Origin of the sequence: Nocardioides sp. GCM10030259, assembly GCF_042666375.1 — a bacterium.
Classification (GTDB): domain Bacteria; phylum Actinomycetota; class Actinomycetes; order Propionibacteriales; family Nocardioidaceae; genus Nocardioides.
The window spans coordinates 78,397-101,936 of the sequence record NZ_JBHTDF010000003.1; the positions used below are offsets into that span (position 1 = coordinate 78,397).

The 23,540-nt window shown below is 72.1% G+C and carries 23 protein-coding genes, 4 tRNA genes and 1 pseudogene; 13 read left to right on the forward strand and 15 right to left on the reverse strand.

Annotated elements, in window-relative coordinates:
- Together ACFQQI_RS02995 and ACFQQI_RS03000 are read right to left on the reverse strand one after the other, a co-directional pair.
- Positions 1–3,225, reverse strand: coding sequence for a response regulator (locus ACFQQI_RS02995; protein WP_378557725.1), 3,225 nt, complete (start codon positions 3,223–3,225; stop codon positions 1–3).
- 9 nt (positions 3,226–3,234) lie between these two features.
- A complete protein-coding gene (locus ACFQQI_RS03000; RefSeq protein WP_378557728.1) occupies positions 3,235–5,250 on the reverse strand; it encodes a sensor histidine kinase in 2,016 nt (671 codons plus the stop codon).
- 156 nt (positions 5,251–5,406) lie between these two features.
- Here ACFQQI_RS03000 and ACFQQI_RS03005 point away from each other — a divergent pair, with 156 nt between their 5' ends.
- The gene (locus ACFQQI_RS03005; protein WP_378557731.1) at positions 5,407–5,790 is read left to right on the forward strand and encodes a hypothetical protein; all 384 of its coding nucleotides are present in this window, start codon (positions 5,407–5,409) and stop codon (positions 5,788–5,790) included.
- Here ACFQQI_RS03005 and ACFQQI_RS03010 read toward each other — a convergent pair whose 3' ends face one another.
- Positions 5,791–6,663, reverse strand: a complete 873-nt coding sequence (locus tag ACFQQI_RS03010) for an endonuclease/exonuclease/phosphatase family protein (RefSeq protein ID WP_378557734.1) — start codon at positions 6,661–6,663, stop codon at positions 5,791–5,793. It abuts the gene before it with no gap.
- Positions 6,664–6,834: 171 nt separating this feature from the next.
- Positions 6,835–6,911, reverse strand: a tRNA-Phe gene (locus tag ACFQQI_RS03015).
- Positions 6,912–6,997: 86 nt separating this feature from the next.
- On the opposite strand from ACFQQI_RS03015, the gene ACFQQI_RS03020 reads away from it, so the two are divergent.
- The 4 genes from ACFQQI_RS03020 (at position 6,998) to ACFQQI_RS03035 (ending at position 8,918) form a co-directional block, all read left to right on the forward strand.
- The gene (locus ACFQQI_RS03020) at positions 6,998–8,161 is read left to right on the forward strand and encodes a MarP family serine protease (RefSeq protein ID WP_378557737.1); all 1,164 of its coding nucleotides are present in this window, start codon (positions 6,998–7,000) and stop codon (positions 8,159–8,161) included.
- Positions 8,162–8,229: 68 nt separating this feature from the next.
- Positions 8,230–8,302: transfer RNA gene (locus ACFQQI_RS03025), tRNA-Glu, on the forward strand.
- Between the two features lie 96 nt (positions 8,303–8,398).
- A tRNA-Asp gene (locus ACFQQI_RS03030) sits at positions 8,399–8,475 on the forward strand.
- Between the two features lie 86 nt (positions 8,476–8,561).
- On the forward strand, positions 8,562–8,918 hold the full coding sequence (locus ACFQQI_RS03035) for a metallopeptidase family protein (RefSeq protein ID WP_378557740.1): 357 nt from the start codon (positions 8,562–8,564) through the stop codon (positions 8,916–8,918).
- A gap of 95 nt (positions 8,919–9,013) precedes the next feature.
- Here the strand turns inward: ACFQQI_RS03035 and ACFQQI_RS03040 are convergent, their stop codons facing one another.
- From ACFQQI_RS03040 to ACFQQI_RS03050, 3 genes are read right to left on the reverse strand one after another with little or no spacing between them, the layout of a single operon-like run.
- The gene (locus tag ACFQQI_RS03040) at positions 9,014–9,340 is read right to left on the reverse strand and encodes a fluoride efflux transporter FluC (RefSeq protein ID WP_378557743.1); all 327 of its coding nucleotides are present in this window, start codon (positions 9,338–9,340) and stop codon (positions 9,014–9,016) included.
- The gene (locus tag ACFQQI_RS03045) at positions 9,337–9,741 is read right to left on the reverse strand and encodes a CrcB family protein (RefSeq protein WP_378557744.1); all 405 of its coding nucleotides are present in this window, start codon (positions 9,739–9,741) and stop codon (positions 9,337–9,339) included. The genes ACFQQI_RS03040 and ACFQQI_RS03045 overlap by 4 nt, the downstream gene beginning before the upstream one ends.
- Positions 9,742–9,755: 14 nt before the next feature.
- Positions 9,756–10,685: an ATP-binding protein gene (locus ACFQQI_RS03050; protein WP_378557745.1), complete on the reverse strand. Its 930-nt coding sequence runs from the start codon at positions 10,683–10,685 to the stop codon at positions 9,756–9,758.
- Between the two features lie 269 nt (positions 10,686–10,954).
- On the opposite strand from ACFQQI_RS03050, the gene ACFQQI_RS03055 reads away from it, so the two are divergent.
- Positions 10,955–12,454: an NAD(P)/FAD-dependent oxidoreductase gene (locus ACFQQI_RS03055; protein WP_378557746.1), complete on the forward strand. Its 1,500-nt coding sequence runs from the start codon at positions 10,955–10,957 to the stop codon at positions 12,452–12,454.
- Between the two features lie 44 nt (positions 12,455–12,498).
- On the opposite strand, the gene ACFQQI_RS03060 is transcribed toward ACFQQI_RS03055, so the two are convergent.
- A complete protein-coding gene (locus ACFQQI_RS03060; protein WP_378557747.1) occupies positions 12,499–13,161 on the reverse strand; it encodes a PaaI family thioesterase in 663 nt (220 codons plus the stop codon).
- A 40-nt stretch (positions 13,162–13,201) separates the two neighbouring features.
- Here ACFQQI_RS03060 and ACFQQI_RS03065 point away from each other — a divergent pair, with 40 nt between their 5' ends.
- Positions 13,202–13,819, forward strand: a complete 618-nt coding sequence (locus tag ACFQQI_RS03065) for a GNAT family N-acetyltransferase (protein WP_378557748.1) — start codon at positions 13,202–13,204, stop codon at positions 13,817–13,819.
- A 269-nt stretch (positions 13,820–14,088) separates the two neighbouring features.
- Here ACFQQI_RS03065 and ACFQQI_RS03070 read toward each other — a convergent pair.
- The 3 genes and pseudogenes from ACFQQI_RS03070 to ACFQQI_RS03080 form a co-directional block, all read right to left on the reverse strand.
- A pseudogene (locus tag ACFQQI_RS03070) lies at positions 14,089–14,361 on the reverse strand (helix-turn-helix domain-containing protein); the annotation flags it as partial.
- A gap of 65 nt (positions 14,362–14,426) precedes the next feature.
- A tRNA-Lys gene (locus ACFQQI_RS03075) sits at positions 14,427–14,499 on the reverse strand.
- 223 nt (positions 14,500–14,722) lie between these two features.
- Entirely contained in the window at positions 14,723–17,473 is a 2,751-nt protein-coding gene (locus ACFQQI_RS03080) for a cation-translocating P-type ATPase (RefSeq protein WP_378557750.1), read from the reverse strand.
- Between the two features lie 508 nt (positions 17,474–17,981).
- Here ACFQQI_RS03080 and ACFQQI_RS03085 point away from each other — a divergent pair.
- The 4 genes from ACFQQI_RS03085 to ACFQQI_RS03100 all read left to right on the forward strand — a co-directional run bounded on the left by ACFQQI_RS03085 (position 17,982) and on the right by ACFQQI_RS03100 (position 19,084).
- Complete coding sequence (locus ACFQQI_RS03085) at positions 17,982–18,185, forward strand: cold-shock protein (RefSeq protein ID WP_157342116.1); 204 nt, start codon at positions 17,982–17,984, stop codon at positions 18,183–18,185.
- 203 nt (positions 18,186–18,388) lie between these two features.
- Positions 18,389–18,553, forward strand: a complete 165-nt coding sequence (locus tag ACFQQI_RS03090) for a hypothetical protein (protein ID WP_378557754.1) — start codon at positions 18,389–18,391, stop codon at positions 18,551–18,553.
- A gap of 37 nt (positions 18,554–18,590) precedes the next feature.
- Positions 18,591–18,884: a metal-sensitive transcriptional regulator gene (locus ACFQQI_RS03095; protein ID WP_378557757.1), complete on the forward strand. Its 294-nt coding sequence runs from the start codon at positions 18,591–18,593 to the stop codon at positions 18,882–18,884.
- Positions 18,881–19,084, forward strand: a complete 204-nt coding sequence (locus ACFQQI_RS03100) for a heavy-metal-associated domain-containing protein (protein ID WP_378557760.1) — start codon at positions 18,881–18,883, stop codon at positions 19,082–19,084. Before ACFQQI_RS03095 ends, ACFQQI_RS03100 begins: the two co-directional genes overlap by 4 nt.
- Before the next feature lie 12 nt (positions 19,085–19,096).
- Here ACFQQI_RS03100 and ACFQQI_RS03105 read toward each other — a convergent pair whose 3' ends face one another.
- Complete coding sequence (locus tag ACFQQI_RS03105) at positions 19,097–20,152, reverse strand: hypothetical protein (RefSeq protein ID WP_378557763.1); 1,056 nt, start codon at positions 20,150–20,152, stop codon at positions 19,097–19,099.
- 49 nt (positions 20,153–20,201) lie between these two features.
- Here ACFQQI_RS03105 and ACFQQI_RS03110 point away from each other — a divergent pair, with 49 nt between their 5' ends.
- Together ACFQQI_RS03110 and ACFQQI_RS03115 are read left to right on the forward strand one after the other, a co-directional pair.
- Positions 20,202–21,065, forward strand: a complete 864-nt coding sequence (locus tag ACFQQI_RS03110) for an NUDIX domain-containing protein (RefSeq protein ID WP_378557766.1) — start codon at positions 20,202–20,204, stop codon at positions 21,063–21,065.
- 80 nt (positions 21,066–21,145) lie between these two features.
- Positions 21,146–21,871: a response regulator transcription factor gene (locus ACFQQI_RS03115; RefSeq protein ID WP_378557768.1), complete on the forward strand. Its 726-nt coding sequence runs from the start codon at positions 21,146–21,148 to the stop codon at positions 21,869–21,871.
- Here the strand turns inward: ACFQQI_RS03115 and ACFQQI_RS03120 are convergent.
- From ACFQQI_RS03120 to ACFQQI_RS03130, 3 genes are read right to left on the reverse strand one after another with little or no spacing between them, the layout of a single operon-like run.
- A complete protein-coding gene (locus ACFQQI_RS03120; protein ID WP_378557770.1) occupies positions 21,847–22,020 on the reverse strand; it encodes a hypothetical protein in 174 nt (57 codons plus the stop codon). The two genes, ACFQQI_RS03115 and ACFQQI_RS03120, sit on opposite strands and share 25 nt — an antisense overlap.
- Positions 22,017–22,664: a signal peptidase I gene (locus ACFQQI_RS03125; RefSeq protein ID WP_378557773.1), complete on the reverse strand. Its 648-nt coding sequence runs from the start codon at positions 22,662–22,664 to the stop codon at positions 22,017–22,019. Before ACFQQI_RS03125 ends, ACFQQI_RS03120 begins: the two co-directional genes overlap by 4 nt.
- A 22-nt stretch (positions 22,665–22,686) precedes the next feature.
- Positions 22,687–23,322, reverse strand: a complete 636-nt coding sequence (locus ACFQQI_RS03130) for a hypothetical protein (RefSeq protein WP_378557776.1) — start codon at positions 23,320–23,322, stop codon at positions 22,687–22,689.
- Positions 23,323–23,540: the final 218 nt, after the last annotated feature.

Sequence of the window (23,540 nt, forward strand, 5' to 3'; positions counted from 1 at the left end):
TCAGTCACCGTGGGCGGTGGCCTGCTGGAGCGCCGATACGGCGACGTCGACCTCGGCGGCGAGCTCGTCGAGCATCTCGTCGGCGCCCTCGGTGCTGTCACCCGCGCCGAGCGACTCGAGCCGCTCGGCGACCGCGGCCACCCGCGGCAGCCCGAGGTTGAGCGCGCTGCCTTTGAGCTGGTGGGCGGAGTTGAGCAGCGCGTTCGGGCTGTCGCGCTCGACGGCCGCCCGGATCGTCAGCAGCTGCTCGCCCACCCGACCCATGAAGGACGCGGCCGTGCGCTCGAAGAACGACGTGCCGTCCTTGACGAGCCCCTCCAGCACGCGCCTCCGCTCCGGGTCGAGCACGCCGATCAGCGCCTCGGCCTCCACCGACGTCAGGTCGGGCACGGCGGGCGGGACGACCGGGACGGGCGGCGCCGGCGGCAGGCCGCCCCACGTGCGCAGCGCGCGCTCGACCCCGCCGGCGTCGACGGGCTTGGTCAGGTAGTCGTCCATCCCGGCGGCCAGGCAGCGCTCCCGCTCGCCCTCGAGCGCCGACGCGGTCATCGCGATGATCGGGACCCGGCGGTCCGGCGGCTCCTGGGAGCGGATCAGGCGCGTCGCGTCGAACCCGTCCATCGTCGGCATCCGGCAATCCATGAGTACCACGGCGTACTCGTGCTCCCCGGCCAGCCGCTCCGCGGCCGCCTTCCCGTCGTCGGCGACGTCGACGATGCAGCCGAGGTTCTCGAGGAGGCCGGTCGCGACCATCTGGTTGACGGGGTTGTCCTCGACCACGAGCACCCGCAGGCCGAGGTCGGCACCGGGCGTGGCGCCGGCCTTGGCCGCGTCGTACGGCCGCGGCGCCAGCACGCTGAGCAGTACGTCGTGGAGCTCGACGTGCCGCACCGGCTTGCTCAGGCTGGTCCGGATCCCCGCGTCGGCGACCTGCTGCCGCGGGACGTCGTCGGAGCTCAGCAGCACCAGCTCGGCGACCGGTATCCCGGGGTCGGCGCGCACCATCCGCGCGAGCTCGAGCCCGTCGGTGCCGGGCATCCGCAGGTCGAGCACCACGACCTCGAAGGGGTCCTCGATCTGCGCGGCCTCGTGCAGCACCCGCATCGCCTCCTCGGCCGACGGCACCGCGAACGCGCGCATGTGCCACGCCGCGAGCTGGTCCTCGAGGATCATGCGGTTGGTCTCGTTGTCGTCGACGACGAGGATCCGGCGGTCGCGCAGCTGGACGGGTACGTCGAAGTCGGGGTTGCCCGCCCCGGACACGCGGCCGAGCCGCGCGGTGAAGGAGAACGTGCTGCCGATGCCGGCCTCGCTGGTGACCCACAGCTCTCCGCCGAGGGCGTCGACCAGCTGCCGGGAGATCGCGAGGCCGAGGCCGGTGCCGCCGTGGCGCCGCGTCGTCGACGGGTCCGCCTGGGTGAACGCCTCGAAGAGCCGCTCCCGCGCCGCGGGTTCGATGCCGACGCCGGTGTCGGTCACGTCGACGCGGAGCACGACGTCGCGGGGCGTCTGCCGCTCGATGCGCGCCTCGACGACGACCTCGCCGGCGTCGGTGAACTTCACCGCGTTGCTGCCGAGGTTGCTGACGACCTGGCCGAAGCGCACCGGGTCGCCGCGCAGCAGCCGGGGGACGTCGGGATGGCAGGCCACCACGAGCTCGAGCCCCTTCTCGTGGGCGGGGCCGCTCAGCACCGAGGCCACCTGGTCGAAGGCGGCGCGCACGTCGAAGTCGGCGACCTCGAGCTCGAGCTTGCCCGCCTCGATCTTGGAGAGGTCGAGGATGTCGTTGATGATCCCGAGCAGCGTCATCCCGGCGTTCTGGAGGTTGGCGGTCAGGCGTCGCTGGTGGTCGTCGAGGTCGGTGCGCAGCAGCAGGTCGGTGAGGCCGATGACGCCGTTCATCGGGGTGCGGATCTCGTGGGACATCGTGGCCAGGAACTCCGACTTCAGCCGCGACGCCTCCATCGCCTCGTCGCGCGCCTCGGCGAGCCGGGCGGCGTTGCGCTCGCGCTCAGCGACCACGCCGAGCTGGTGGGCGATCTGCGCCATCAGCTGGTGGGAGTTGTCGTCGGGCGGGATCTCGTCGGCGATCAGCTCCACGACGCAGACGACCTCGTCGTCGACGAGGATCGGCAGCGCGACCAGCCGGTGGGTCTCGGCCAGGGCGGACGGTACGCCGACCGCGACCGCGCGCGAGGTCCGCGCGGACTCCGCCAGCTCGCGGTCCGGCTCGACAAGGACGTCGACGCCCCGCAGGTCGAGCAGCTCCGGGGCGTCGTCCGGCAGGTCGTGCACGAAGGCGCAGACGGCCGCCCAGGTGGTGTACTCGGGGACGCCGGCCCCCATCATCAGCAGCGCGTCACGCAGGCTCCCCGCGCGGTTGGCGGCCATCGCCATCTGCTGGAGCAGGAAGAGCCGGCGGGTCGCCTCCGCCGCCTGCTCGTCCGCGTTGTGGAGGTCGGTGATGTCCTGGGCGGTGCCGCTCATCCCGGTGACGTCACCCTCGGGGGAGCGCTCGGCGATGCCGCGCCCGCGCACCCAGCGCACCTCACCGTCCTGCCGCAGCACCCGGTGGTCGAACTCGTAGCTCTCGGCGCCGACCTCGGTGGCGCCCCGGATCGCCGTCTCCGCGAGGTCGCGGTCGTCGGGGTGGACCAGCCGCAGGTAGCCGTCGAAGTCCGGGCTGGTGCCGAGGGGCACGTCGAAGATCCGGCACATCTCGTCCGACCACTGCACCCGACCGCTCGCGAGGTCCCACTCCCAGCTGCCGACGTGGGCGATGCGCTGGGCGGCCGCGAGCTGCTGCTCGCTCTCGAGGAGCGCGTCGAGGAGCTCCTTGCGCTCGGTGTACGGCGTGACCCGGTGCAGCCAGCCGATCCGGGTGCCGTCGTCGTCGTGGACCGGGGCATAGCTGATCAGGCCCCAGGCGGTCGTGCCGTCCGGCCGCAGGAAGTGGGAGTCGACGTTCTCAGCCCCCGCGCCCGAGGCGACCATCGCGGCGAGGTGGCGCGCGAAGTCCTTCTGGCCCTGCTCGTCCATCGTGTCGACGACCCGGAGGCCGGGCATCTCGCTGGGGTCGCGTCCGAGGATGCGGGCCATCGCGTCGTTCGCCCAGGTCGTGACGCCGTCGTCGTCGAAGAGCCACAGGCCGTCGGGGATGGCCCCGAACAGGCGTCCGAGGAGGGCGGGATCGCCGCCCGGTCCGTCAGACCCCACCACTGCCATGACCCATTCCTACCGGAACCTGGAAGACGGTGGCGTCGACATCGACGGAGTGGACCGCGTCGAACCCGGGAGCACCATCTCGACGGTCGTCCCGCCGTCGACGGACACCACCGTCAGGGTGCCGCCCAGCTCGACGGCACGCTCGCGCATCGAGCGCAGCCCGATGCCGGCGCCATCCGACCCGTCGAGCCCGCGGCCGTCGTCGGCGACGGTCAGCCGCAGTCCGTCGTCGGGGATCCGTTCGAGGCGTACGACGCAGGCCGTCGCGTCCGCGTGCCGGTGCGCGTTGAGGACCGCCTCCGCGGCCACGTGGTAGATCGTGACCTGGCGCCGGCTGTCGACGAGGTCCGGGTCGTCGGCCTCGACCCGGATGCTCAGGCCGGCGCTGCCGAACCGCCGGGCCAGCGCCTCGAGGGCCTCGCCGAGCCGCCCCTCCTCGAGCGCGGGCGGCAGCAGCGACCGCGACATCAGCCGGACGTCCTGCGCGCGGTGCGCCAGCTCCTCCTGGAGGTGCGCGAGCAGCTCGGTGTCCTGCGGAGCCAGCGTCGCCGTCCGGCCCATGCCCGCCAGCGCGAGCGAGATGCCCGCCAGCGACGGCCCGAGGCTGTCGTGGAGCTCGCGGCGCAGCAGTCGCCGCTCCTCCTGGCGTACGTCGAGCAGCCGGCTGCGCGCGCCCTCGAGGTCGGCGTTGACGAGCGCGAGGTCGAGCGAGCTCGCGACGAGCCCGGAGATCTGCCGGACCAGCTGGAGGGTGCGCAGGTCGAGCCGCTCGCCGGCCGGCGGGCCGAGCCACAGCGTCCCGACGGGGAGGCTCCGGCTGTGCAGGGGGACCGCGACCAGCTCGTCGGCCGGGGCGCCCGCCGTCACCGAGACCCGGCCGTCGGCGGACTCGACCACGACCGCGGCGAGCCGCAGGCTGCGCCGCAGGCTCCCGGCCAGGTCGTCGAGGACGTTGCGGTCGTCGACCGACCCGGCGTCGGCGCCGAGGCGGTCGAGCAGCTCACCTGCGTCGGCGGCGGACCCGAAGACCAGCCGCTCGACGCGCCGCTGCACCCAGGCGCGCACCGGCATCGCGGCCAGCGCGAGCAGGGCGACGGCGATCAGGCCCACGTCCTCGCGGCCGACCGGCAGCAGCCGGGCGCCCAGCCACACGAGCACGACGTACGCCGCGATCACGAAGAGCGTCAGCAGTGCGCCGACCGTCGCCCGGGAGACGGCGAGGTCGAGGTTCCACGTCGGCCGGCGCACGACGACGAAGACGGCGACCGGCAGCATCACCAGCGCCGCGGTCAGCGCCGCCGCGCCGACGGTGAGCATGGGCTGGCCGAGGCTCAGTCCGAGCTCGAACCCGAAGTAGGCGACGGTCGTGGTCAGGACGCTGACCAGCACCCACCGCAGCGCCCGGCGGTCGCCGCCCTCGCTGCGGCGGACCCGCGCCGCGAGGCCCGCGACCGCGCCGAGCCCGAGCAGGACGTAGCCGGGGATGGCCCAGGCGTCGTACCACTCCGCCACCGCGGAGACCTTCGTCAGGTAGCGCACCAGCCCGGCCGACACCGCGACCGCGGCGGCCAGCACCGCCAGCACGCGCCGCCCGCCCACCGGTGGCTCCGGCCCGACGAGGCAGGGCACGAGCAGGATGCTCGCCAGCACGCCGGTCACCCAGCCGGCGACGACGAGCTGGCTGCCCCAGTCGTACGCCGGCACCGCGTGCTCGACGCCCAGCACGGCGAACTGGATCCCGAACGCCGTCAGGCAGAACCCCAGCCCCACCAGCTCCAGCGCCCACCCGATGACGTGCCCGCTGCGCACCACGACGAACGCCCCGAACGCCGCGTAGACCAGCGCGATCAGCAGGTCGGTGGCGTAGAACTCCCGGTGGACCTCGAACTCCGGGCCCGGCGCCCCGAAGTTGACCACCGCCAGCACCACGGAGGCGAGGCCGAGCGCGCAGACGGCCGCGCCGACGGCCAGGGCCGCCGCCCGCTGTCCGCGCCCGGTCGCGGGCGCGATGCCGACATCCAGCACGCCACCCTCCCACCGACCGCCGTCCGACTGCTGCGGCCCACATCGTGCCCCAGATCCGCCGCCTGGGAGGGCGAGTCGGCGCAGTCCGTGCCCCCGGGTCCACGGTCACCAAGCGGGGTGTTGACGCCGACGGGTGGGTCGGGGAAGCGTGCCCCCATGGAGCGCGCGCCCCACGAGAACGTCGCCACCGTGCTGGTCGACCCGGCGCTGCTGCACGAGCTCGAAGTGCACCTGATGACGCTCGACCTGCGCCTGTGGCCGATCGCGACCGCCCCGATCTGCACCGACGGCCCGCGCCGCGCCTTCCAGGAGCGCCGCCGGATGCTGATGTCCCGGCGCGGCGCGTGGGACGTCGCTGCCACGTGGACGCCGGTCTGGATCTCCTTCGGAGACAGCTGGTACGACGGCGCCGAGCCGCTCCCGTGGGTCGCCCACCAGACGCTCTACCGCACGCTCGAGCAGTACGCCGACCACGTGCGCTACCGCCCCGGACTCGGCGGCGTCCCGCGGCTCGCCGTACCCCGGGAGCGGATCGCCTAGCTAGCCGGCGGCGTACGTCGCGACCACGGGTCGGTGGTCCGAGCCCCGGACCCCGCGCAGGATCCGGGTGGCGACGGGCTGCGTCGGGTGCCAGACCTGGTCGATCAGCGCGCCGTTGTCGTGGGTGCCGTAGGAGCGGGGGAGCAGGCGGCTGTGCTCCCACATCGAGCGGAAGCCGATCGCGCCGAGCTGGCGGACGGGCAGGGCGCCGCGGCGCGTGCGGAGGTCCTCCTCGTAGCCGGCGTTGAAGTCGCCGAGGACGTAGACGTCGTCGGCGATCCGGCGCTCGGCGGCCACGACGCCGACGAGGGCGCGCAGCTGGCTGCGGTAGAGCCGCGCGGTCCGCGGGCGCTCCGGGATGAACCGGCCGGCGCTGATCGCGTAGGCGACCAGGTGGACGTTGATCGCCGTGACGAGCTCGCCCGTGGCCAGGTCCCGCAGCCGGACCACGGTGGCCCAGTTGGGCAGCTTGGTCTCGTCGTACGGCCCGTCGAGGGGCTCGACCGAGCCTGCCTCGGACAGCTGCACGCCCTCGGCCGAGACCAGCTCGAGCCGGCCGCGGTTCCAGATCACCGGGTTCTGCTGGAGGGCCGGCGGCCGGTAGTAGCCCCAGGCCGGGTCGCCGAGCAGCCACCAGTTCTTCTCGTTCATCCCGATCTCCTGGAGGCCCAGGAGGTCGACCTGCGGCTTGACCCGGCTCACCGCCGCCTCGAACGTGTCGAGCGGGGCCCGCGAGATGACGTTGTAGGTGCCGATCCGCAGCTGGGACGACCGGGCCGCTGCGTCGGCGTCGGTCGCCGGGAGCCCGGCGACCAGCGCGCACAGGGCTGCTGCAGCGGCGAGGAGGCGCGCGCGGACGCTCGGGAGGGGCACGCCTCGGGGATCGGCGGGGCCGGCCGACTCCTGAGGGCTCCGACGCCCGGCGGGGATGGTGAATTCGGGCCATCGACAGGCGCGGACGCCGCTGCCACCCTGCAGAGATGAAGAGGCCCCCGCCGGTTCGCGACGGGGGCCTCCCTGCAGGTCAGAGCCCTGCGTGCTCGGTGGTGGGCAGGGGCGGGGTCGAACCGCCGACCTTCCACTTTTCAGGCGGACGCTCGTACCAACTGAGCTACCTGCCCACGCCCGGGAGGTCCCGGACGGCTGGAAGCATACATGCCGTCGATCGCGGGCCCCGCATCGGCGACCACGCGTGCGGGGCGTCCCGGTGACGCTCTTCGACGCGGCGATCCTCGTGGCCGTGGCCCTCGTCGGCGTGCTGGGCTACCGCGACGGTCTCGTGCGGGCGCTCTGGGCCTTGGTGGGCGTCCTCCTCGGGACGGCGATCGGCCTGGTCGTGGTGCCGCTGGCGTTCCAGGGCGTCGGCCTGTCGTGGTGGCTCGGCCTGATCTCGGTCTGCGTGGTCGTGGGCTGCGCCGCCGTGGGCCGCTACCTGGTGCTCCGGCTCGAGCAGCGGGTGCGCACCCGGTCGTCGTGGCGGCCCGTGCCGTGGCTGGACCGCACGGCGGGTGCGGTGTTCGGGGTGCTGACGGGGCTCGGCTTCAGCTGGCTCGTCGGCGTCGCCCTCGCCGGGTCGGTCCTGCCGCACCTGTCCGCGGCCGCGAACGGCTCGAGCGTGCTCCGCCAGCTCGACGGCCGGATGCCGCTGAGCCACCTGATCGCCGGCCGGTTCGAGGAGCTCGGCGACCGCACCGACTTCCCGCGGTACGTCGACGTGCTGACCGCCGAGGAGATCCTGGACGTGCCGGCGCCGCCGGCGGACGTGGTCGACGAGGTCGGGGTGGAGCGTGCCTCGAAGTCGGTCTGGCGCATCCTCACCCACGACGCGGGCATGTTCGGGTCGGAGGGCACGGGCTTCCTGGTCGCCCCCGAGCGGCTGATGACCGCGGCCCACGTCGTCGCCCGCGCGGACGGGATCGAGGTCGACGCGAAGGGTGGGAGGCTGCCGGCGACGGTCGTGTTCTGTGACCCGACCCACGACGTCGCGGTGCTCGCCGTGCCCGGGCTGTCCGGCGTCGACCTGGCGTTCGCGTCGGCCGACGGGGGCGACCCCGCGGCGGTGATCGGCTTCCCGGAGAACGGTCCGCTCAAGCTCACCCCGGCGCGCGTGCGCGAGCAGCTCGACTGGCAGTCGGCCGACATCTACGGCGACGGCCGCTACGACCACTCGGCGTACGCGGTGCGCACGAAGGTGCGCCCGGGCAACTCCGGAGGCCCGATGGTCGCCCCGGACGGCCGGGTGCTCGGGGTCGTCGTGGCGTTCTCGCGGGAGAACCCCGACACGGCGTACGTGCTCACGGCCGACCAGGTGGCGTCCGCGCTCGACGCCGGCCGCAAGGCCGCCGACGACGCGAAGGCCACGTGCGACTGAGCGTCCGCGTCGCGGCCGCTGGTTCGTGCTGCGGTTGCGCTGCGTCCTATGCTGCTGCGTGCGTCAAGGCCCCCATCGTCTAGCGGCCCAGGACCCCGCCCTTTCACGGCGGTAGCGCCGGTTCGAATCCGGTTGGGGGTGCCGAGTCCGGAGCGACGTCCGGAGAGTGCCCGCCGCCGATTGTGAAGGTTGGAGGAGGGTGGGTTAGAGTTCCACCGCTTCCGCAAGGAAGTGCCTGGCCCCGTAGCGCAGTTGGTTAGCGCGCCGCCCTGTCACGGCGGAGGCCGCGGGTTCGAGTCCCGTCGGGGTCGCCATCAGCATGACGCAGATGCCCCGGACCACTGGTCCGGGGCATCCGTCATTTCGCACGTCATTTCCGGGGCGGGGCCACAATGTCGCCATGCCGGTGGAGATGTCGCCCGAGGACTTCGACGCGCTCGTCGACCGCGCGCTCGACGGCATCCCCGACGAGATCGCCGCGCTCGTGCGCAACGTCGTCGTCCTCGTCGAGGCCGAGCCGCCCGAGGGCGAGCCCGACGACCTCCTCGGCCTGTACGACGGCGTCGCGCTGACCGAGCGGTGGGGCGGTGCGATGATGGACCTCCCCGACCGGATCTTCGTCTTCCGCAACCCGCTCCTCGACATGTGCGACAGCGTCGAGCAGCTCGAGGACGAGGTGCGGATCACCGTCGTGCACGAGGTCGCCCACCACTTCGGCATCGACGACCGGCGGCTGCACGACCTGGGCTATGCCTGATCCGGGACGCGCCAGCGGCCCGGATCGTTGGTGGTCGAGCAAGCGACTGCGGCTGAGCTTGCGAAGCCGCGACGGAGCGGGTCGAGACCCAGCCGTCAGGCTGCGAGCAGCCAGCCCAGCGTGCAGGCTCCCAGGCCGAGCCCGATCGTCGCGACGACGTACGCCGCTCCGCCTCGCAGGCCGTGGCCGTGGCTCTGCACAGCGAAGGACGAGTACGTCGTGAAGCCGCCGCAGAAGCCGGTGCCGAGCAGCGCGAACGCGTGACCGTCGAGCGCGAGCGCGGAGAAGAGGCCGAGCAGGAACGAGCCCAGCACGTTGGCCAGGAACGTGCCGCGGTGCCAGCCGGCGTCGAACCACGTGCCGAACAGGAAGCGCAGGGTCGCGCCGCCCGCGGCGCCGAGGGCGACCAGGACCGGGATCATTCGTCTCCGCCCTCGTCCTCGAAGATGCCGCGCTGCTGCCCGGTCGACCAGTGGTCGGCGACGGCCACGGCGATCAGGCAGGCCGCGAGGGTGCCGAGCACGTAGCAGCCCGCCGTGATCGTCTCGCCGTGCGCGAGGAGGGCGCGGGTCTGCTCGGAGTACGTCGAGAGCGTCGTGTAGCCGCCGAGCACGCCCGGCCCGAGTCCGACCGCGAGCACCCGGTTGCGACGTACCGCACCGATGCCGGGCAGGAGGGCCAGCACGAACGATCCGCTCACGTTGATCGCGAACGTCGTCCACGGGAAGGCGTCGGTGGCGGAGGGGAACGCCTCGGTGAGCCACCACCGGATCAGGGCTCCGACGGCGCCGCCGACCGCGACCGCGGCGATCAGCCGCGACATCGGAGCGTCCAACGTCAGGACACGCTGCTCTGGGGTCGCGACACGGGCGCATCCTTCCACGACAGCGCCGGCTCGCCGCGCTCCTGCCGCACGAACTCGCTCAGGAACCAGCGCTGGAAGCGCCGCTGGTCCTGGGTCCGGGCCAGCGACAGCAGCCGCTCCTCGCGGCAGAACGCGTCGGCCAGGTCGAGCAGCTCGATGAAGCGTCCGATCGTGGCCGCGGTCTGGTGCGGCATGGCGACGTGGAGGTCCGCGGTCGCCGCGCCCGAGCCGAGCGCGCGCTCGATCTGGTCGGCGCCGATGCCCTCGCGGAGGTCCCGCTCGAGCGAGCCGAAGAGGTCGGAGAGGTCCTTCGCCAGCGGGTAGTCGGACTCGTGCGCGAGCGCCAGCAGCCGGACCTCGCGGCGCAGCTCGCGGTAGTGCCGCTGGAACTCCACGAAGAGCCGCAGCGGTACGCCGACGATGTCGATGCGCATCTCGTCGGGAGAGGGCGTCCGCCGGGGTGCCGGCAGCTCGCCGGTCACCCGGCCCAGGACCGGCTCGCCGCCCGGCCGGGTCGAGGGAGCGAACCAGACCGTCTTGCCGTCCTCCTCGACGTCGACGCCCCACGCGGTCGAGCAGCGCGCGACGATGCCGAGACCGCGCCCGAACGTGAGCAGCAGGTCGTTCTCCTCGCGGGGGCCGAGGCTCGGCATCGGCGGCACCTCCGTGGAGCCGTCGCGGACCTCGACGCGCGGGTGCTCGCGGGTGCCCCGGACCCGCACCGACAGCGGCGGCCGGGCGTGCAGCAGGGCGTTGGTGACCAGCTCGGAGACGCCGAGCTCCGCGCACTCGTCGAGGTCGTTGCGGCCGATGTCGTGGCAGGTGCCGACGACCCAACGGCGCGCGTCCTGCACGCCGCGTGGACCCGGGCCCAGGGACAGGGCGGGCCTGTTCAGCGGCACGGTCGTCTCCACGGAGTGCTGATCAGGGCACACCTGATCAGGGTGCGCCATCGCGGGGCCTCTACCCCTGCGAATTTGCACCGAAACCTCGTCGCCACAGTTGATTTTCGGCGGTCCAGTCCTCTTTGCGCAACGAAACTGGTGGCCCGACTTCGATGTGACGGACGAGATGCCCCCGGATTACGCCGATCCGGGTCGTGAACGGAACAATGGGTACCGCGGAGCGTGTTTTCCCAGCACGATCCCGAAGCGGTAGTGAAAGGTCCGTGATGGCAACGTTGCCCAGCCCCGAGGTGTCCCAGCAGTCCACCGGCAAGCACCGGGTCGTGGTGATCGGCTCCGGGTTCGGCGGGCTCTTCGGCACCAAGGCACTGCGGCGTTCCGACGTCGAGGTGACGATGGTCGCGAAGACCACCCACCACCTCTTCCAGCCGCTGCTCTACCAGGTCGCCACCGGCATCCTCTCCCAGGGCGAGATCGCGCCGCCGACCCGCGAGATCCTCAGCGGCCAGGACAACGCCAAGGTGCTGCTCGGTGAGGTCACCGCGATCGACCTCGACGCCCACACCGTCACGTCCCAGGTGCTGGGGCGCTCGACCGTCACGGCGTACGACTCCCTGATCGTGGCCGCCGGCGCCGGCCAGTCCTACTTCGGCAACGACCACTTCGCCGAGTTCGCGCCCGGCATGAAGAGCATCGACGACGCGCTCGAGCTGCGCGGCCGCATCTTCGGCGCGTTCGAGATGGCCGAGCTCGGCGCCAGCCGCGGCGAGAACATCGACCACCTGCTGACCTTCGTGGTCGTCGGCGCCGGCCCGACCGGCGTCGAGATGGCCGGCCAGATCGCCGAGCTCGCCCACCGCACGCTCAAGAAGGACTTCCGGGCGATCAACACCCGCCACGCGCGCGTGATCCTCGTCGACGCGGCGCCGCAGGTGCTGCCGCCGTTCGGCCGGAAGCTCGGCGAGAAGACCAAGGTCGAGCTCGAGAAGCTCGGCGTCGAGGTCATCCTCGGCGCGATGGTGACCGACGTCGACGAGCGCGGCATCGAGATGAAGTTCAAGGACGGCCGCGTCGAGCGGATCGACAGCGTCACCAAGATCTGGGCCGCCGGCGTCGCGGCGAACCCCCTCGGGCGCACGCTGTCGGAGCAGACCGGCGCCCCGCTCGACCGCGCAGGCCGGATCGCCGTCAACCCCGACCTCACGCTGCCCGGCCACCCCGACGTGTTCGTGGTCGGCGACATGATCTCGCTCGACAACCTCCCCGGCGTCGCACAGGTCGCGATCCAGGGCGCCAAGTACGCCGCCAAGGAGATCGACAACCGCCTGAAGTCGAAGCCGTCTCAGGGCCCCTTCCGCTACTTCGACAAGGGCTCGATGGCGATCATCAGCCGGTTCCGCGCGGTCGCGCTGATCGGCAAGCTCCGGTTCACCGGCGTGATCGCCTGGCTGATGTGGCTGGCGCTGCACCTCATCTACATCACCGGGTTCAAGAACCGGATCACCGCGCTGCTGCACTGGTTCGTCTCGTTCATCGGCCGCGGCCGCTCCGAGCGCACCACCACCGAGCAGCAGATCTTCGCGCGCAGCGCGCTCAGCCGGCTCAAGCGCGGCGCCGCCGACCTGGTGTCCGACCCGGGCGCCTACGACGCCGCCCGCGCGATGCTCGAGACGACCCGACGGGCCGAGCTCGAGGAGCGCGCCGAGGAGGAGGCGCGGCTCACCGACGCCGGCGAGCGCGGCGTACCCGCCGAGCAGCGGGTCTGAGCCGGGCTGCTGGCGTTGTTGCGGCGTCGGCCGACGAGCGGACGTCACTCGAAGTACGTCGGCGTCGACTCCTGTGCCGCCATCGCCTCGCGCGCCCAGCGCGGGAGGATGAAGAGGCCCTCGGCCTCGACCGTGACGCCCTCGGCGTCGCTGACCTGCCCGCGCGCCCACGTCTTGATGCCCTCGCTGCGCTCGATCCACGCCTCGGCGCGCAGGTCGCCCAGCGGGGTGCCGCGCCGGTAGCGCAGCGTGAGCGTCGCGGTCATCCCGGGCTTCCCGCCCGCGCCCGCCGCCTCACCCAGCATCTGGTCGAGGATCAGCGCGGAGACACCGCCGTGCACCAGCCCGGGCGGGCCCTCGTACGCCGCGCCCAGGTGGAAGTCGCACCACGCCCGACCCGTGTCGTCGCGCTCGACGACCAGCGGGGGAGCGACCGCGTTGCGCAGCCCGACCACCGTGTTGCCCCAGGGCCGACCGCGCCCGGTGCGGCCGAAGCGCACGCCGTACGACCCCTCGAGCTGTGACCGGCGCAGGCGCGCGACGATGCCCTCGACCTCGGCCTGGACCGCGCGGATCTCGTCGTCGTCGACCTCGGTGCGGATCGTCGCGTCGACGAGCTTGCGCACTGCCTGGGTGAACGGGCCGTAGACCGCCTTCTGCTGCTCGATCTGCTCGGCGGTCATCTCGTCGCGTTCGTAGCCGGCCACCGGGCGATCCTAGAACACGTTCCATTTGATGGAATGGGGCATGACCTCGCTCGATCGCCCCGACGTCACCCTCGCCGCCTCGTGGGCCGAGACCATCGGCGAGTTCCACGCCGCCGGCGAGCAGCACGTGCACGGTGCGGGGCTGTGGGAGTTCGACACGCTCGACGTCACCGAGGCCGGCTGCCGGGCGGTCGTCGAGCACCTGCTCGCGCAGGCCGACCACGCCACGGTGCTGTCTGATGACAAGGTGCACTGCTCCTACTTCTGGATCACCGAAGGCGTCGGCGCCGACCGCCAGGTGGTCGGCTTCCTCGCGCTCCGGCACACGCTCAACGCCTGGCTGCTCGAGGAGGGCGGCCACGTCGGGTACGCCGTACGCCCGTCCCGACGCCGGCAGGGCCACGCCGCGCGCGCCCTCGAGCTCAGCCTGGCCGCCTCGGCCGACCTCGGGATCGACCGCGTCCTCGTCACCTGCGACGAGGACAACGACGGATCGCGGCTGACGATCGAGCGCTGCGGCGGGGTCTACGAGGACTCGCGCAACGGCAAGCGCCGATACTGGATCGACACGTCCCGGAAATGGAGTGAACCGCCGGCGTCTCGGGTCACCGACGGTTCAACTGGCCCGAGGTTAGGCGACTCCGCTACGCACCGGTAGCCCTTGGCGAGAAACTGGGGCCAGAAGTAGCCCTTCTGGAGTATGTCCGCGGGCACGCCGGGCTGGTGATCGGCGCTCGGTAGGCCTGAACTACTTCGGTTGTTGGGTGATGGATCTACTTCGGTTGATCCGTGACACTCGCTGGTCAGGTTAGTCCCGGTGGGCTCGTTGGCCGCCGGGGATCTGTGCGCGTTTGACTCTCACCTCCCCGCGGCTGGTGCGCTGCTCGGTGCGCAGCAGCTGATCGCCGTCATAGAACTGCAGGACGAGACCAGCCGCCGCGGCCCCCACGAGGGATGCGCCGTCCGCATCGTCGCGATCGCAGCCTCGACCTCGCTGCAGATCTGGTGCGGACACGACCGCGGCCGGTGCGACCGGTCCGTCAACCCCTCCAGACCGCCCGCCTCGTACCGGGCCAACCAGCCATGCACGGTCTTGCGGGACACCGCGAACCGGGCCGCCACGTCGGTGACCGTCTCACCGCCGCTGATCACCGCCAACACAGCCTGATACCGCTGCTCAGCCACGCTCAACTCCCTCATACGGGAGTGTCACCGATCAGCCGAAGTAGGTGTCACCCATCAACCGAAATCACACAGGCGCTCGGTAGGCCCCGTGGGACTCGAACCCACAACCCGCGGATTAAAAGTCCGCTGCTCTGCCAATTGAGCTAGAGGCCCGGGGAGATCAGGACCTCGGTGGGAGAACCGTCGGGACGACGATGTAGTTCCACCAGCCTGATCGCGGAGACCCTACCTGCCGGGCGAGCGTCCGGGCCACGGGAGTCGATCCGTCCCCCGCGGTTGCTCAGGTTCGAGCCGGTCGTGCCGAAACCCAAGGGTGAGCCTGTGGCCGGCGGAACGATGTCACCGTCGGCCGCGGCGGCTCGACACCCGGGCACGCTCAGTCCTGCGCTGCGTGGGCCGGTGCCACGCGCCGCGAGCGCACCCGGTTCACCCACTTGGCGATCTCGGTCAGCAGGAAGACCAGGACAGCCAGGGCGGTGGTGAGCAGCCACGCCCGCAGGTCGATCGCGGCGGAGCCGAACGCCGTGTGGGCGAAGGGCGCGTAGGCGAAGAGCGCCTGGAGCGCGATCATCGCTGCGGCCGCCCACCAGACGGCGCGGTTGCCGCGGAGCACGTCGAAGGTGACGCTGGACCGGTCGATGAAGCGGCAGTTGAAGAGGTACGCGAGCTGCCCGAGCGCGAGCATGGTGACGGCGGTGGTCTGCGCCTCGGCGAGAGGTACGCCGCGGTCGTACTCGTAGTAGAAGACAGCCATGGCGGCACCGCCGATCAGCACCGCGACGAGCGTGATGCGGCGCAGCGCCCAGGCGGGCACGATCGACTCCTGCGACCGCCGGGGCGGGCGGGCCATGATGTCCGGCTCGGCCTGCTCGTTGGCGAGCGCCAGCGCGAGGGTCACGGCCGTGACCATGTTGATCCACAGCACCTGCACCGGCTCGAGCGGCATGGTCAGGCCGAAGAGCACCGCGACGAGGATGACCAGCGACTGCGCGCCGTTGGTGGGCAGCAGGAAGAGCAGCGACTTGCGCACGTTGTCGTAGATGCGCCGCCCCTCCTCCACGGCCCGCTCGATCGTGGCGAAGTTGTCGTCGGCGAGCACGATGTCGGCGGCCTCCTTGGTCGCCTCCGTGCCCTTGATGCCCATCGCGACCCCGACGTCCGCACGAGTCAGCGCGGGTGCGTCGTTGACTCCGTCGCCGGTCATGGCGACGATCTCGCCGTGCGCCTGGAGCGCCGCCACGATGCGGAGCTTGTGCTCGGGACTGGTCCTGGCGAAGATGTCGACCTCGCGCACGACGGCGCGGAGCTCGTCGGTCGACATCGCCTCCAGCTCGGCGCCCGTCAGCACCGGGCTGTCGGCGTCGGGCACGATCCCCATCTCCCGGCCGATCGCGAGCGCCGTACCCGCGTGGTCGCCGGTGATCATCTTGACCCGCACCCCGGCGGTGCCGCACATGGCGATCGCCTCGACGGCCTCCGGCCGCGGCGGGTCGACGATGCCGACGAGCCCGGCCAGCTCGAGCCCGCCCTCGAGGTCGTCGTGCGACAGCGTCGTGGCGGACGGGTCGGCAGGTGCGTGGGCGGCGGCGAGCACCCGCAGGCCGGCGAGGCCGATCTCGTCGATCTGCGACTCCCAGAGCTCCCGGTCGAGCGGCTCGGACCCGCCGTCCGGCCCGGTCTGGGTGGTGCAGCGCTCGAGGACCCGGTCCGGCGCGCCCTTCACGAGGATCCGGGGAGCGCCGTTCGGGTCGCTGGCGAGCACGCCCATGTACTTCGTCGCCGGGTCGAACGGCACCACCGCGATCCGCCGCCAGGCGCCGGCCGCGAACCCCGCCTTGGGGGCGAGTACGGCGAGGGCGCCCTCGGTCGGCTCGCCCACGACGCGCCACTGGTCGCCGTCCTCGACGACGGTCGCGTCGTTGCAGATCGCCATGTCCTCGATCAGCCGCGAAAGGTCCCGCCGGTCGGCGACCGTGACCACCTCGGGTCCCAGCGTCACCTGCCCGTGGGGCTCGTAGCCCAGGCCGCTGACCTCGAAGCGGGCGCCCATGGTGCGCACCATCCGCGCCGTCATCTCGTTGCGGGTCAGGGTGCCGGTCTTGTCCGAGCAGATCGTCGAGACGGCGCCGAGCGTCTCGACCGACGGGAGGCGGCGGGTGATCGCACGCCGGCGGGCCATCTGCTGCACGCCCAGGGCGAGCGTGATCGTGACCAGCGCGGGGAGGCCCTCCGGGACGGCCGCGACCGCGAAGCCGATCGCCGCGCTGAGCAGCCGTGAGGCCGAGAAGTCGTGCAGACCGCGCCCGATCAGGATCATGACCAGGGCCATCACGAGGATGACCACCGCGAGCTTCTTGCCGAGCGCGTCCAGCGAGCGGGTCAGGGGCGTCTCCATGCCCTCGACCTGCGAGATCATCGTCTGGATCTTGCCGATCTCGGTGCTCTGCCCGGTGGCGGTGACGACCCCGGTACCCGTGCCGGCGACGATCAGGGTGCCGGAGAAGACCATGCTCCGCCGGTCGCCCAGCCCGGCGTCCGCGGGGACCTCGGCGACGTCCTTCGCCGACGGCACCGACTCGCCGGTGAGCGCCGACTCCTCGGCCTGGAGCCCGGTCGCCTCGAGCAGCCGCACGTCGGCCGGCACCCGGTCACCCGAGCGCAGGCGTACAACGTCACCGGGCACGAGCACGTCGGCGTCCACGTCGGCCACCGTGCCCGAGCGGACGACCTGCGCCCGCACCGACAGCATCTCCTTGATCGCGTCCAGGGCACGCTCCGCGCGGCCCTCCTGGATCAACCCGATGAGCGCGTTGATGACCGCGACGGCGAGGATGACCGCGAAGTCGACCCAGTCGGCCAGGACCGCCTTGGCGGCGGCCGCCACCAGCAGGATGTAGATCAGGATGTCGTCGAACTGGGCCAGCACGCGCCGCCACCACGGCGGCCGCTTCGGTGGCGCCAGCCGGTTGGGGCCGAACCGCTCCGTGCGGCGCTCGACCTCCGCCGCGTCCAGTCCGCCGGCGGTGCTGGCGACGGCGGTGAGCACGGCGGTCGGCGGGATCGCCCAGGGTGCCTCGACGACGGCTTCCAGCTCCTCGTCGGGCGCCCGATTCACCTCCGAGACCATGCCCACAGGCTCTCGCGCGGTCACGTGTCTGCGCCACTGCCTCGCCCCGCCGGGGGCGGACCGAGCAGGGCTGGTCCGGAGCCGGCCGCCGGCCGGGCCGGGGCATCTGCAAGGTTTCCTCAAGACGTCCGGGAATGCCTTGGGTGCGGCCTGCCGGCTGGCTAGAGTTTCTCCTACAAGCCGCGCTGGTGACCCGAGACGCCAGCGCGGCTTGTTTCTATTTCCGGTCCTCCTCTCGCCCCCGGTTACGCGCGCTTAGCACAACCTTCATCCGCGACGTGAGAAAAACCAGACGGAGGCGGTTTCCTCCGGAGCCGGGATTGGTAACGTGTGCCACGCAACAGGTGCAAGTTCCAGCAGGTCTGACGCCCGCGGAGTTTGTGATCCAACGGCGTTTCCTCTTTCGTGGGCCTGCCACTCACGCGAAGTCGGAGCGACGTGTCACCCGCACCTGGTGCGGGACCGTCGAAGTGGCGGTCTCTCGCCCCGACAGAGGAGTAACGAGCACATGGCTCAGGGCACCGTTAAGTGGTTCAACGCCGAGAAGGGCTTCGGCTTCATCGCTCAGGACGGCGGCGGCGACGACGTCTTCGTCCACTACTCGGCCATCCAGTCGCAGGGCTACAAGTCCCTCGACGAGAACCAGAAGGTCGAGTTCGAGGTCACCCAGGGCCCGAAGGGCCCGCAGGCGGAGAACGTCCGCCCGCTGTGATCTGACGCCGTCCTGCACGGACGTCGCGAGAGGCTCCACCCCTACGGGTGGGGCCTCTCATCAATTTGGGGCCGTCCACTCGGAGCACCCCGGGTGACCCGGACGGGTCAGATTTCGGCTCTGGCGTTTGTTTCTCGTGACCGTCGGGCACGCTTGGCGTTGTGTGGAGGGCAGCCACGACGACGCGCATCGGGAGTGAACACGTGCAGGACCAGTTCGACATCTCCCTCGAGGACTCCGACCTCCTCGGTGAAGTCGAGCTCACGACCAATCTGATCATTGCGGCCAGTGAGACCGACGGACCCCTCTCGGTCGACGAGATCGACCGGATCCTCGGGGTCGTCCCCGAGCCCCGCCAGGAGTCCTGACTAGGATCCTGATACCCCACAGGGGTATCATGCTCCCATGAGCGAGCACCAGCACGGGTACATCCATCGCAAGGATGACTACCTCCGCCGCCTGCGCCGGATCGAGGGCCAGGCCCGCGGCCTCCAGCGCATGGTCGAGGAGGAGCAGTACTGCATCGACATCCTCACCCAGGTCTCGGCCATGACGAAGGCGCTCCAGGCGGTCTCGATCGGGCTCGTCGAGGAGCACCTCTCCCACTGCGTGGTAGACGCGGCCCGGTCCAGCGACGACGAGGCCAAGGCGAAGATCGACGAGGCCGTCGAGGCGATCAGCCGGCTGGTGAAGTCATGACCAGCACGGAGCTGCACGTCACCGGCATGACCTGCGGTCACTGCGTCGCCGCCGTCCGGGAGGAGGTCTCCTCCGTCGAGGGCGTCCGCGACGTCGACGTCGAGCTGGAGACCGGCCGGGTCACCGTGACCAGCGACGCCCCGCTCGACCGTACGGCCGTCGCCGCCGCCGTCGAGGAAGCGGGCTACGAGCTCGTCTGACCCGACCTTCCCTCAGCAGGTCGCGAAGAGCACCGGCCCGGTCGACAGGTCCGAGAACACGTAGGAGCCGTCGACCGGCGCGAGGTCGAGGGTCACGAGGTCGCCGTCGGCGGTCGTCGACTCGACGGTGAACCGGTCGGAGAAGTCGCCGCCCTGGCCGGGCGCCGGGCCGGCGGCGAGGGTCGCCCGGGTGTCGGCGTTGGTCTGGGCCTGGTCGTCGTCGGCGAACCCCATCACCACCCGTACGTCGCCGCCGGGCTGCACCGACATCGCGAACGCCGCCAGCGGGTCGACGTCACCGGCCTCCGCCACCAGGCGGTCCGCGGCGTCCTGGTCGTCGACCCCGGCCTGGCTCATCGCGAGCTCCCGGCACGCGTGGTCGCCGTCGTACACCGCGGCCGACAGCGGCTCCCCGGACGCGCCGACGACGTCCTGCACCGCCTCGGACGGTCCGTCGCCGTCGAGGCCTTCGACCACCTGCTCGAGGTAGCCGGCCCGGTCGCTGGTGAGCACCAGCCGCCGGTCGGCGTCGAGCGCGACGTACTGGAGCTCCGGCGTGAGGTTCGCGCCGATCTTCGGCAGCGCGCTGTCGCCCGTCCAGACCCCGTCGTCGGACGACGGCTCCTCGAAGCCGTTCGACTCCAGGCGGTCGGCGACGTCGTCGACGTCGGACTCCTCGGGCAGCCGCATGATGACGACGGCGCCCTCGCCCGACTGGCTGAACAGCTCCCACTCCACGGAGGCGGGGGAGAACCCGAGGTCGTCCTGCAGCTTTGGCGCCGACTCCACGAGCGCCGTCGCCGAGGTCAGGTCGTCGTCGAAGGCGTCGTCGAGGAAGCGCTCGACGTCCGCGCCCGACGAGTCGGCGTCGATCCCACCGACCCGTTCGCGGACCGCCGACCAGTCGGTCCACGACAGCCGCTCGGAGTCCGGCGGCGCGTACGCCGTGGCCTCCTCGAACGTCGTCCGGCCGCGGTCGCGCCACCACCGCACGCCGACGAGCGCCGCCGCGGCGAGCAGGGCGACCACGAGCACGGCGACCACGAGGGTCGTCACACGTCTCGACACCTGGGGACTGCTCTCCTCATCGGGGCTCGGTCGGTGTGACACTAGCGTCATGCCCGCGAAGGACGTCCTCGCTGCCGGCGCCGTCGTCTTCCGCCCGGGCAAGCGGGTGCTGCTCGTCCACCGCCCGCGTTACGACGACTGGTCCTTCCCCAAGGGCAAGCTCGACCGGGGCGAGCACGCTGCGACGGCCGCCGTCCGCGAGGTCGCGGAGGAGACCGGGCTGCACGTCCGGCTGGGGCCGCCGCTCGCGCCGCAGCGCTACCCCGTGAGCGGGGGCCGCACCAAGCACGTGTCCTACTGGATCGGTCGGGCGGTCGGTGACGACGACGTCTCGTCGTACCGCCCCAACGCCGAGATCGACGCCGTCGAGTGGGTGGCGTACGACGAGGCGATGGATCGGCTCACCTACGAGCGCGACCGGGCGACGCTCAAGGAGGCGCGGCCCCGGCGCCGCAAGACGCATGCCGTCATCGTGCTGCGCCACGGGCACGCGCGGTCGCGCAAGGGCTGGGGGAAGAAGGACGACCGCCTGCGGCCGCTGGTGCTGGCCGGCCGCACGCAGGCGGAGCTGCTGGTGCCGCTGCTCGCGGCGTTCGACGTGACTCGCGTCGTCTCGTCGAGCAGCGCCCGCTGCGTGGAGACCGTCGCGCCGTACGCCGACACGACCGGCTGGCGGCTCGAGCCCGACGACGGGCTCAGCGAGGAGGACGCCACCGACGCGTCGGTGCTGGCGACCGTCGACGCCCTCGTCGCCGGCGACGACACCGCGGTCCTGTGCACGCACCGGCCGGTGCTGCCGTCGGTCTTCGACGCGCTCGGCCTGCCGGATCCCGGGCTCGAGGCCGGCGGGATGGTCGTGGTCCACCTCCGCCAGGGCACCGTGGTGGCGACCGAGACGCACCAGATCGGCTGACCGCGACGCCTCAGGTCCCCCGGCGTACGGCCGATGGACCGGTCACAAGTGTCGTTTTGCATGCCTCAGGGGGGGAACGGGTGCCGCGCAGTGCAGTCGTGATCGAGGACGACGTGGACATCGCGTCGCTCCTCGAGACTGCCCTGACCTCCCAGGGCTTCGACGTGACGATCGCCAACGACGGCCAGCACGGCGTCGCCCTCGTCACCGAGCTCTCGCCTGACCTCGTGACCCTCGACGTGGGGCTGCCCGGGATCGACGGTCTCGAGGTCTGCCGGCGGATCCGCCCGCTGACCGACGCCTACGTGATCATGGTGACCGCGCAGGCCGACGAGATCGACCGGCTGATCGGTCTCGAGACCGGCGCGGACGACTACCTGGCCAAGCCGATCAGCGTCCGGGAGCTCAAGGCCCGCGTCAACGCGATGTTCCGCCGGCCGCGTCGTCTCGTGGACGTCCCGGCCTACGACGAGATCGGCAAGGTCGTCGAGCTGGTCGACCACGAGGTGCTGCGCCACGGCGACCTGGTCGTCGACGTCGACGCCCACCGGGTCACCTGCGCGGGCATGGAGATCGAGCTGACGCCGACCGAGTTCGACCTGCTGGTCACGCTGATGCGGGCGCCGTCGCGGGTGTGGTCGCGCAACCTGCTGATGCAGGAGGTCTGGGGCCAGAGCTGGGGGGAGACCCACCACGTCGAGGTCCACATGGGCAACCTGCGGCGCAAGCTGGGCGACCGGCGCGGGCAGGTGCGGTTCGTGGAGACCGTGCGCGGCGTGGGCTACCGCTTGCGCGCCGCCAGCTGAACCAGCACCGCGCCGGCGGTCCCCTCCGACTCCTCGACGAGGTCGCCCGCGCGGAAGCGCGTGCCCGGGCCGGCCAGGGCAGCGCTCGCCTCCGCCGAGACCAGGCGCCGCGGCACCAGGGGCCGGAAATCGCTCGCGTCGGTGATCATCGGCGCTGCTCCGACTCGACGAGCGTGAGTCGACGGTCCCCGTCTTCCGGTCCGGCGCTCCGGGCACCCGCCCGGTGGGCCGGCTGCCGCCAGACCAGGTTCAGGCCGAGCAGCACCACGCCGCCGAGCGCGACCCAGAAGGCGCCGTACCGGACGACGGTCCCGCGCACCACCTGGACGGCCTTGCCGACGTGGGGCACGACGTACTGCGTCTCCCAGACGGTGTCGCCCTCGATCGTGGCGCGCCACGGGTCCGGCGCCGCGTTGGCGTCGCCCTGGGTCTGGACGACCACCTCGCCGTCCGCGGTGTGCCGGACGGCGATGACGCGGTGGGTCTCGAGGTGGCGGTCGGCCGTCGGCGCGTGGAAGGTGAGGATGTCGCCGACCTCGACCTCGTCCGCGGGCCGGGGGACCGACACGACGAGGTCGCCGGTGTCGATCGTGCCGGTCATCGAGCCGGTGAGCATGACCGCGGTGCGGTAGCCGAGCAGGTGCGGGCCGACCGCCAGGCCGACGAACGCCACCGCTCCGGTGAGGAGCACCAGCGTCATCAGCGCGCTGGTGACGCGGCGTGCGACCGGCGTACGGCTCCGGTGCCGGGCGTGAGCGCCGGCGACCGGGAGCTCGAGCACGCGGGCGGACATGACGGTCAGTCCTCGCGCGTGGTCAGGAGACCGACGGCGTGACGACGGTCGAGCCGCCGGTGGCGAGCGTGCCGGTCAGCGACCAGCTGACGTCGGTGCTCAGGCCGGACGTCGCGTTGCCGGCCGACATCGGGAGGGCGAGCGTCGCCCGGATGTGGACCGGGTTGCCCTCGTTCAGCCTCGTGATCCAGTTGGCGGTCGTTCCCCAGGACTTCGTCGACCCCTGGACGTCGCCGAGCGGGGCGTCCTTCGCGACGAGAGTGGTGGTGCCCGAGCACGTGAGCTGGCTGCCGCTCACGACCCACGGGACGCTGCACGTGTCGACGCTGAGACGCAGGGCGTCGCTGAACGCGTTCTTCTGCGTGACGCGGGTCTGGACGAGGAGGTCGTCGATCTGGCTGGTGTTGGCGCCTCGCGTCACGGTGACCGGGACGACGATCGCGCTGCCCGGCCGGAGGTCCTTGGCGTTCACGCTGACGCCGTTGTCGCCGCCGTTCATGAGGATCTGGACCTTGGCGCTGCTGACCGCGGCATCGGCCGTGGTGGTGTCCGTGTAGGCACCGAACGTGCCCATCCCGGCGACCATGGCGGCCCCGGCGACCAGCGCGACGCTGGCCATGATCTTGGTCGCGTTGCGGCGAACGGTGTTGCTGCGCATCGGGTCCCCTCCCCCTGGAGCCGCCGGCCCCCCAACGACCCGGCGGTTGCATCCTGATGCCGTCATCTAACGCGGCGGGTCTCAAGAAGGCGGTCGCCCAATTCGCCGGAATCTCGCAAGGCAACTGCAAGGCCCTCGGGTCGCCGCAGCTGTAACGGGGTGTTGTGGCCACTTCTCACCCGTCACAACGGCGCGGAAGACGCCACAACACCCCGTTA

Excerpts from the sequence above, each read along its gene's own strand:
- ACFQQI_RS02995 (WP_378557725.1), bottom strand. The coding sequence starts at position 3,225 with ATGGCAGTGGTGGGGTCTGACGGACCGGGCGGCGATCCCGCCCTCCTC.
- ACFQQI_RS03005 (WP_378557731.1), top strand. The coding sequence starts at position 5,407 with ATGGAGCGCGCGCCCCACGAGAACGTCGCCACCGTGCTGGTCGACCCG.
- ACFQQI_RS03035 (WP_378557740.1), top strand. The coding sequence starts at position 8,562 with ATGCCGGTGGAGATGTCGCCCGAGGACTTCGACGCGCTCGTCGACCGC.
- ACFQQI_RS03040 (WP_378557743.1), bottom strand. The coding sequence starts at position 9,340 with ATGATCCCGGTCCTGGTCGCCCTCGGCGCCGCGGGCGGCGCGACCCTG.
- ACFQQI_RS03045 (WP_378557744.1), bottom strand. The coding sequence starts at position 9,741 with ATGTCGCGGCTGATCGCCGCGGTCGCGGTCGGCGGCGCCGTCGGAGCC.
- ACFQQI_RS03055 (WP_378557746.1), top strand. The coding sequence starts at position 10,955 with ATGGCAACGTTGCCCAGCCCCGAGGTGTCCCAGCAGTCCACCGGCAAG.
- ACFQQI_RS03065 (WP_378557748.1), top strand. The coding sequence starts at position 13,202 with ATGACCTCGCTCGATCGCCCCGACGTCACCCTCGCCGCCTCGTGGGCC.
- ACFQQI_RS03080 (WP_378557750.1), bottom strand. The coding sequence starts at position 17,473 with ATGGTCTCGGAGGTGAATCGGGCGCCCGACGAGGAGCTGGAAGCCGTC.
- ACFQQI_RS03085 (WP_157342116.1), top strand. The coding sequence starts at position 17,982 with ATGGCTCAGGGCACCGTTAAGTGGTTCAACGCCGAGAAGGGCTTCGGC.
- ACFQQI_RS03095 (WP_378557757.1), top strand. The coding sequence starts at position 18,591 with ATGAGCGAGCACCAGCACGGGTACATCCATCGCAAGGATGACTACCTC.
- ACFQQI_RS03100 (WP_378557760.1), top strand. The coding sequence starts at position 18,881 with ATGACCAGCACGGAGCTGCACGTCACCGGCATGACCTGCGGTCACTGC.
- ACFQQI_RS03110 (WP_378557766.1), top strand. The coding sequence starts at position 20,202 with ATGCCCGCGAAGGACGTCCTCGCTGCCGGCGCCGTCGTCTTCCGCCCG.
- ACFQQI_RS03120 (WP_378557770.1), bottom strand. The coding sequence starts at position 22,020 with ATGATCACCGACGCGAGCGATTTCCGGCCCCTGGTGCCGCGGCGCCTG.
- ACFQQI_RS03125 (WP_378557773.1), bottom strand. The coding sequence starts at position 22,664 with ATGTCCGCCCGCGTGCTCGAGCTCCCGGTCGCCGGCGCTCACGCCCGG.
- ACFQQI_RS03130 (WP_378557776.1), bottom strand. The coding sequence starts at position 23,322 with ATGCGCAGCAACACCGTTCGCCGCAACGCGACCAAGATCATGGCCAGC.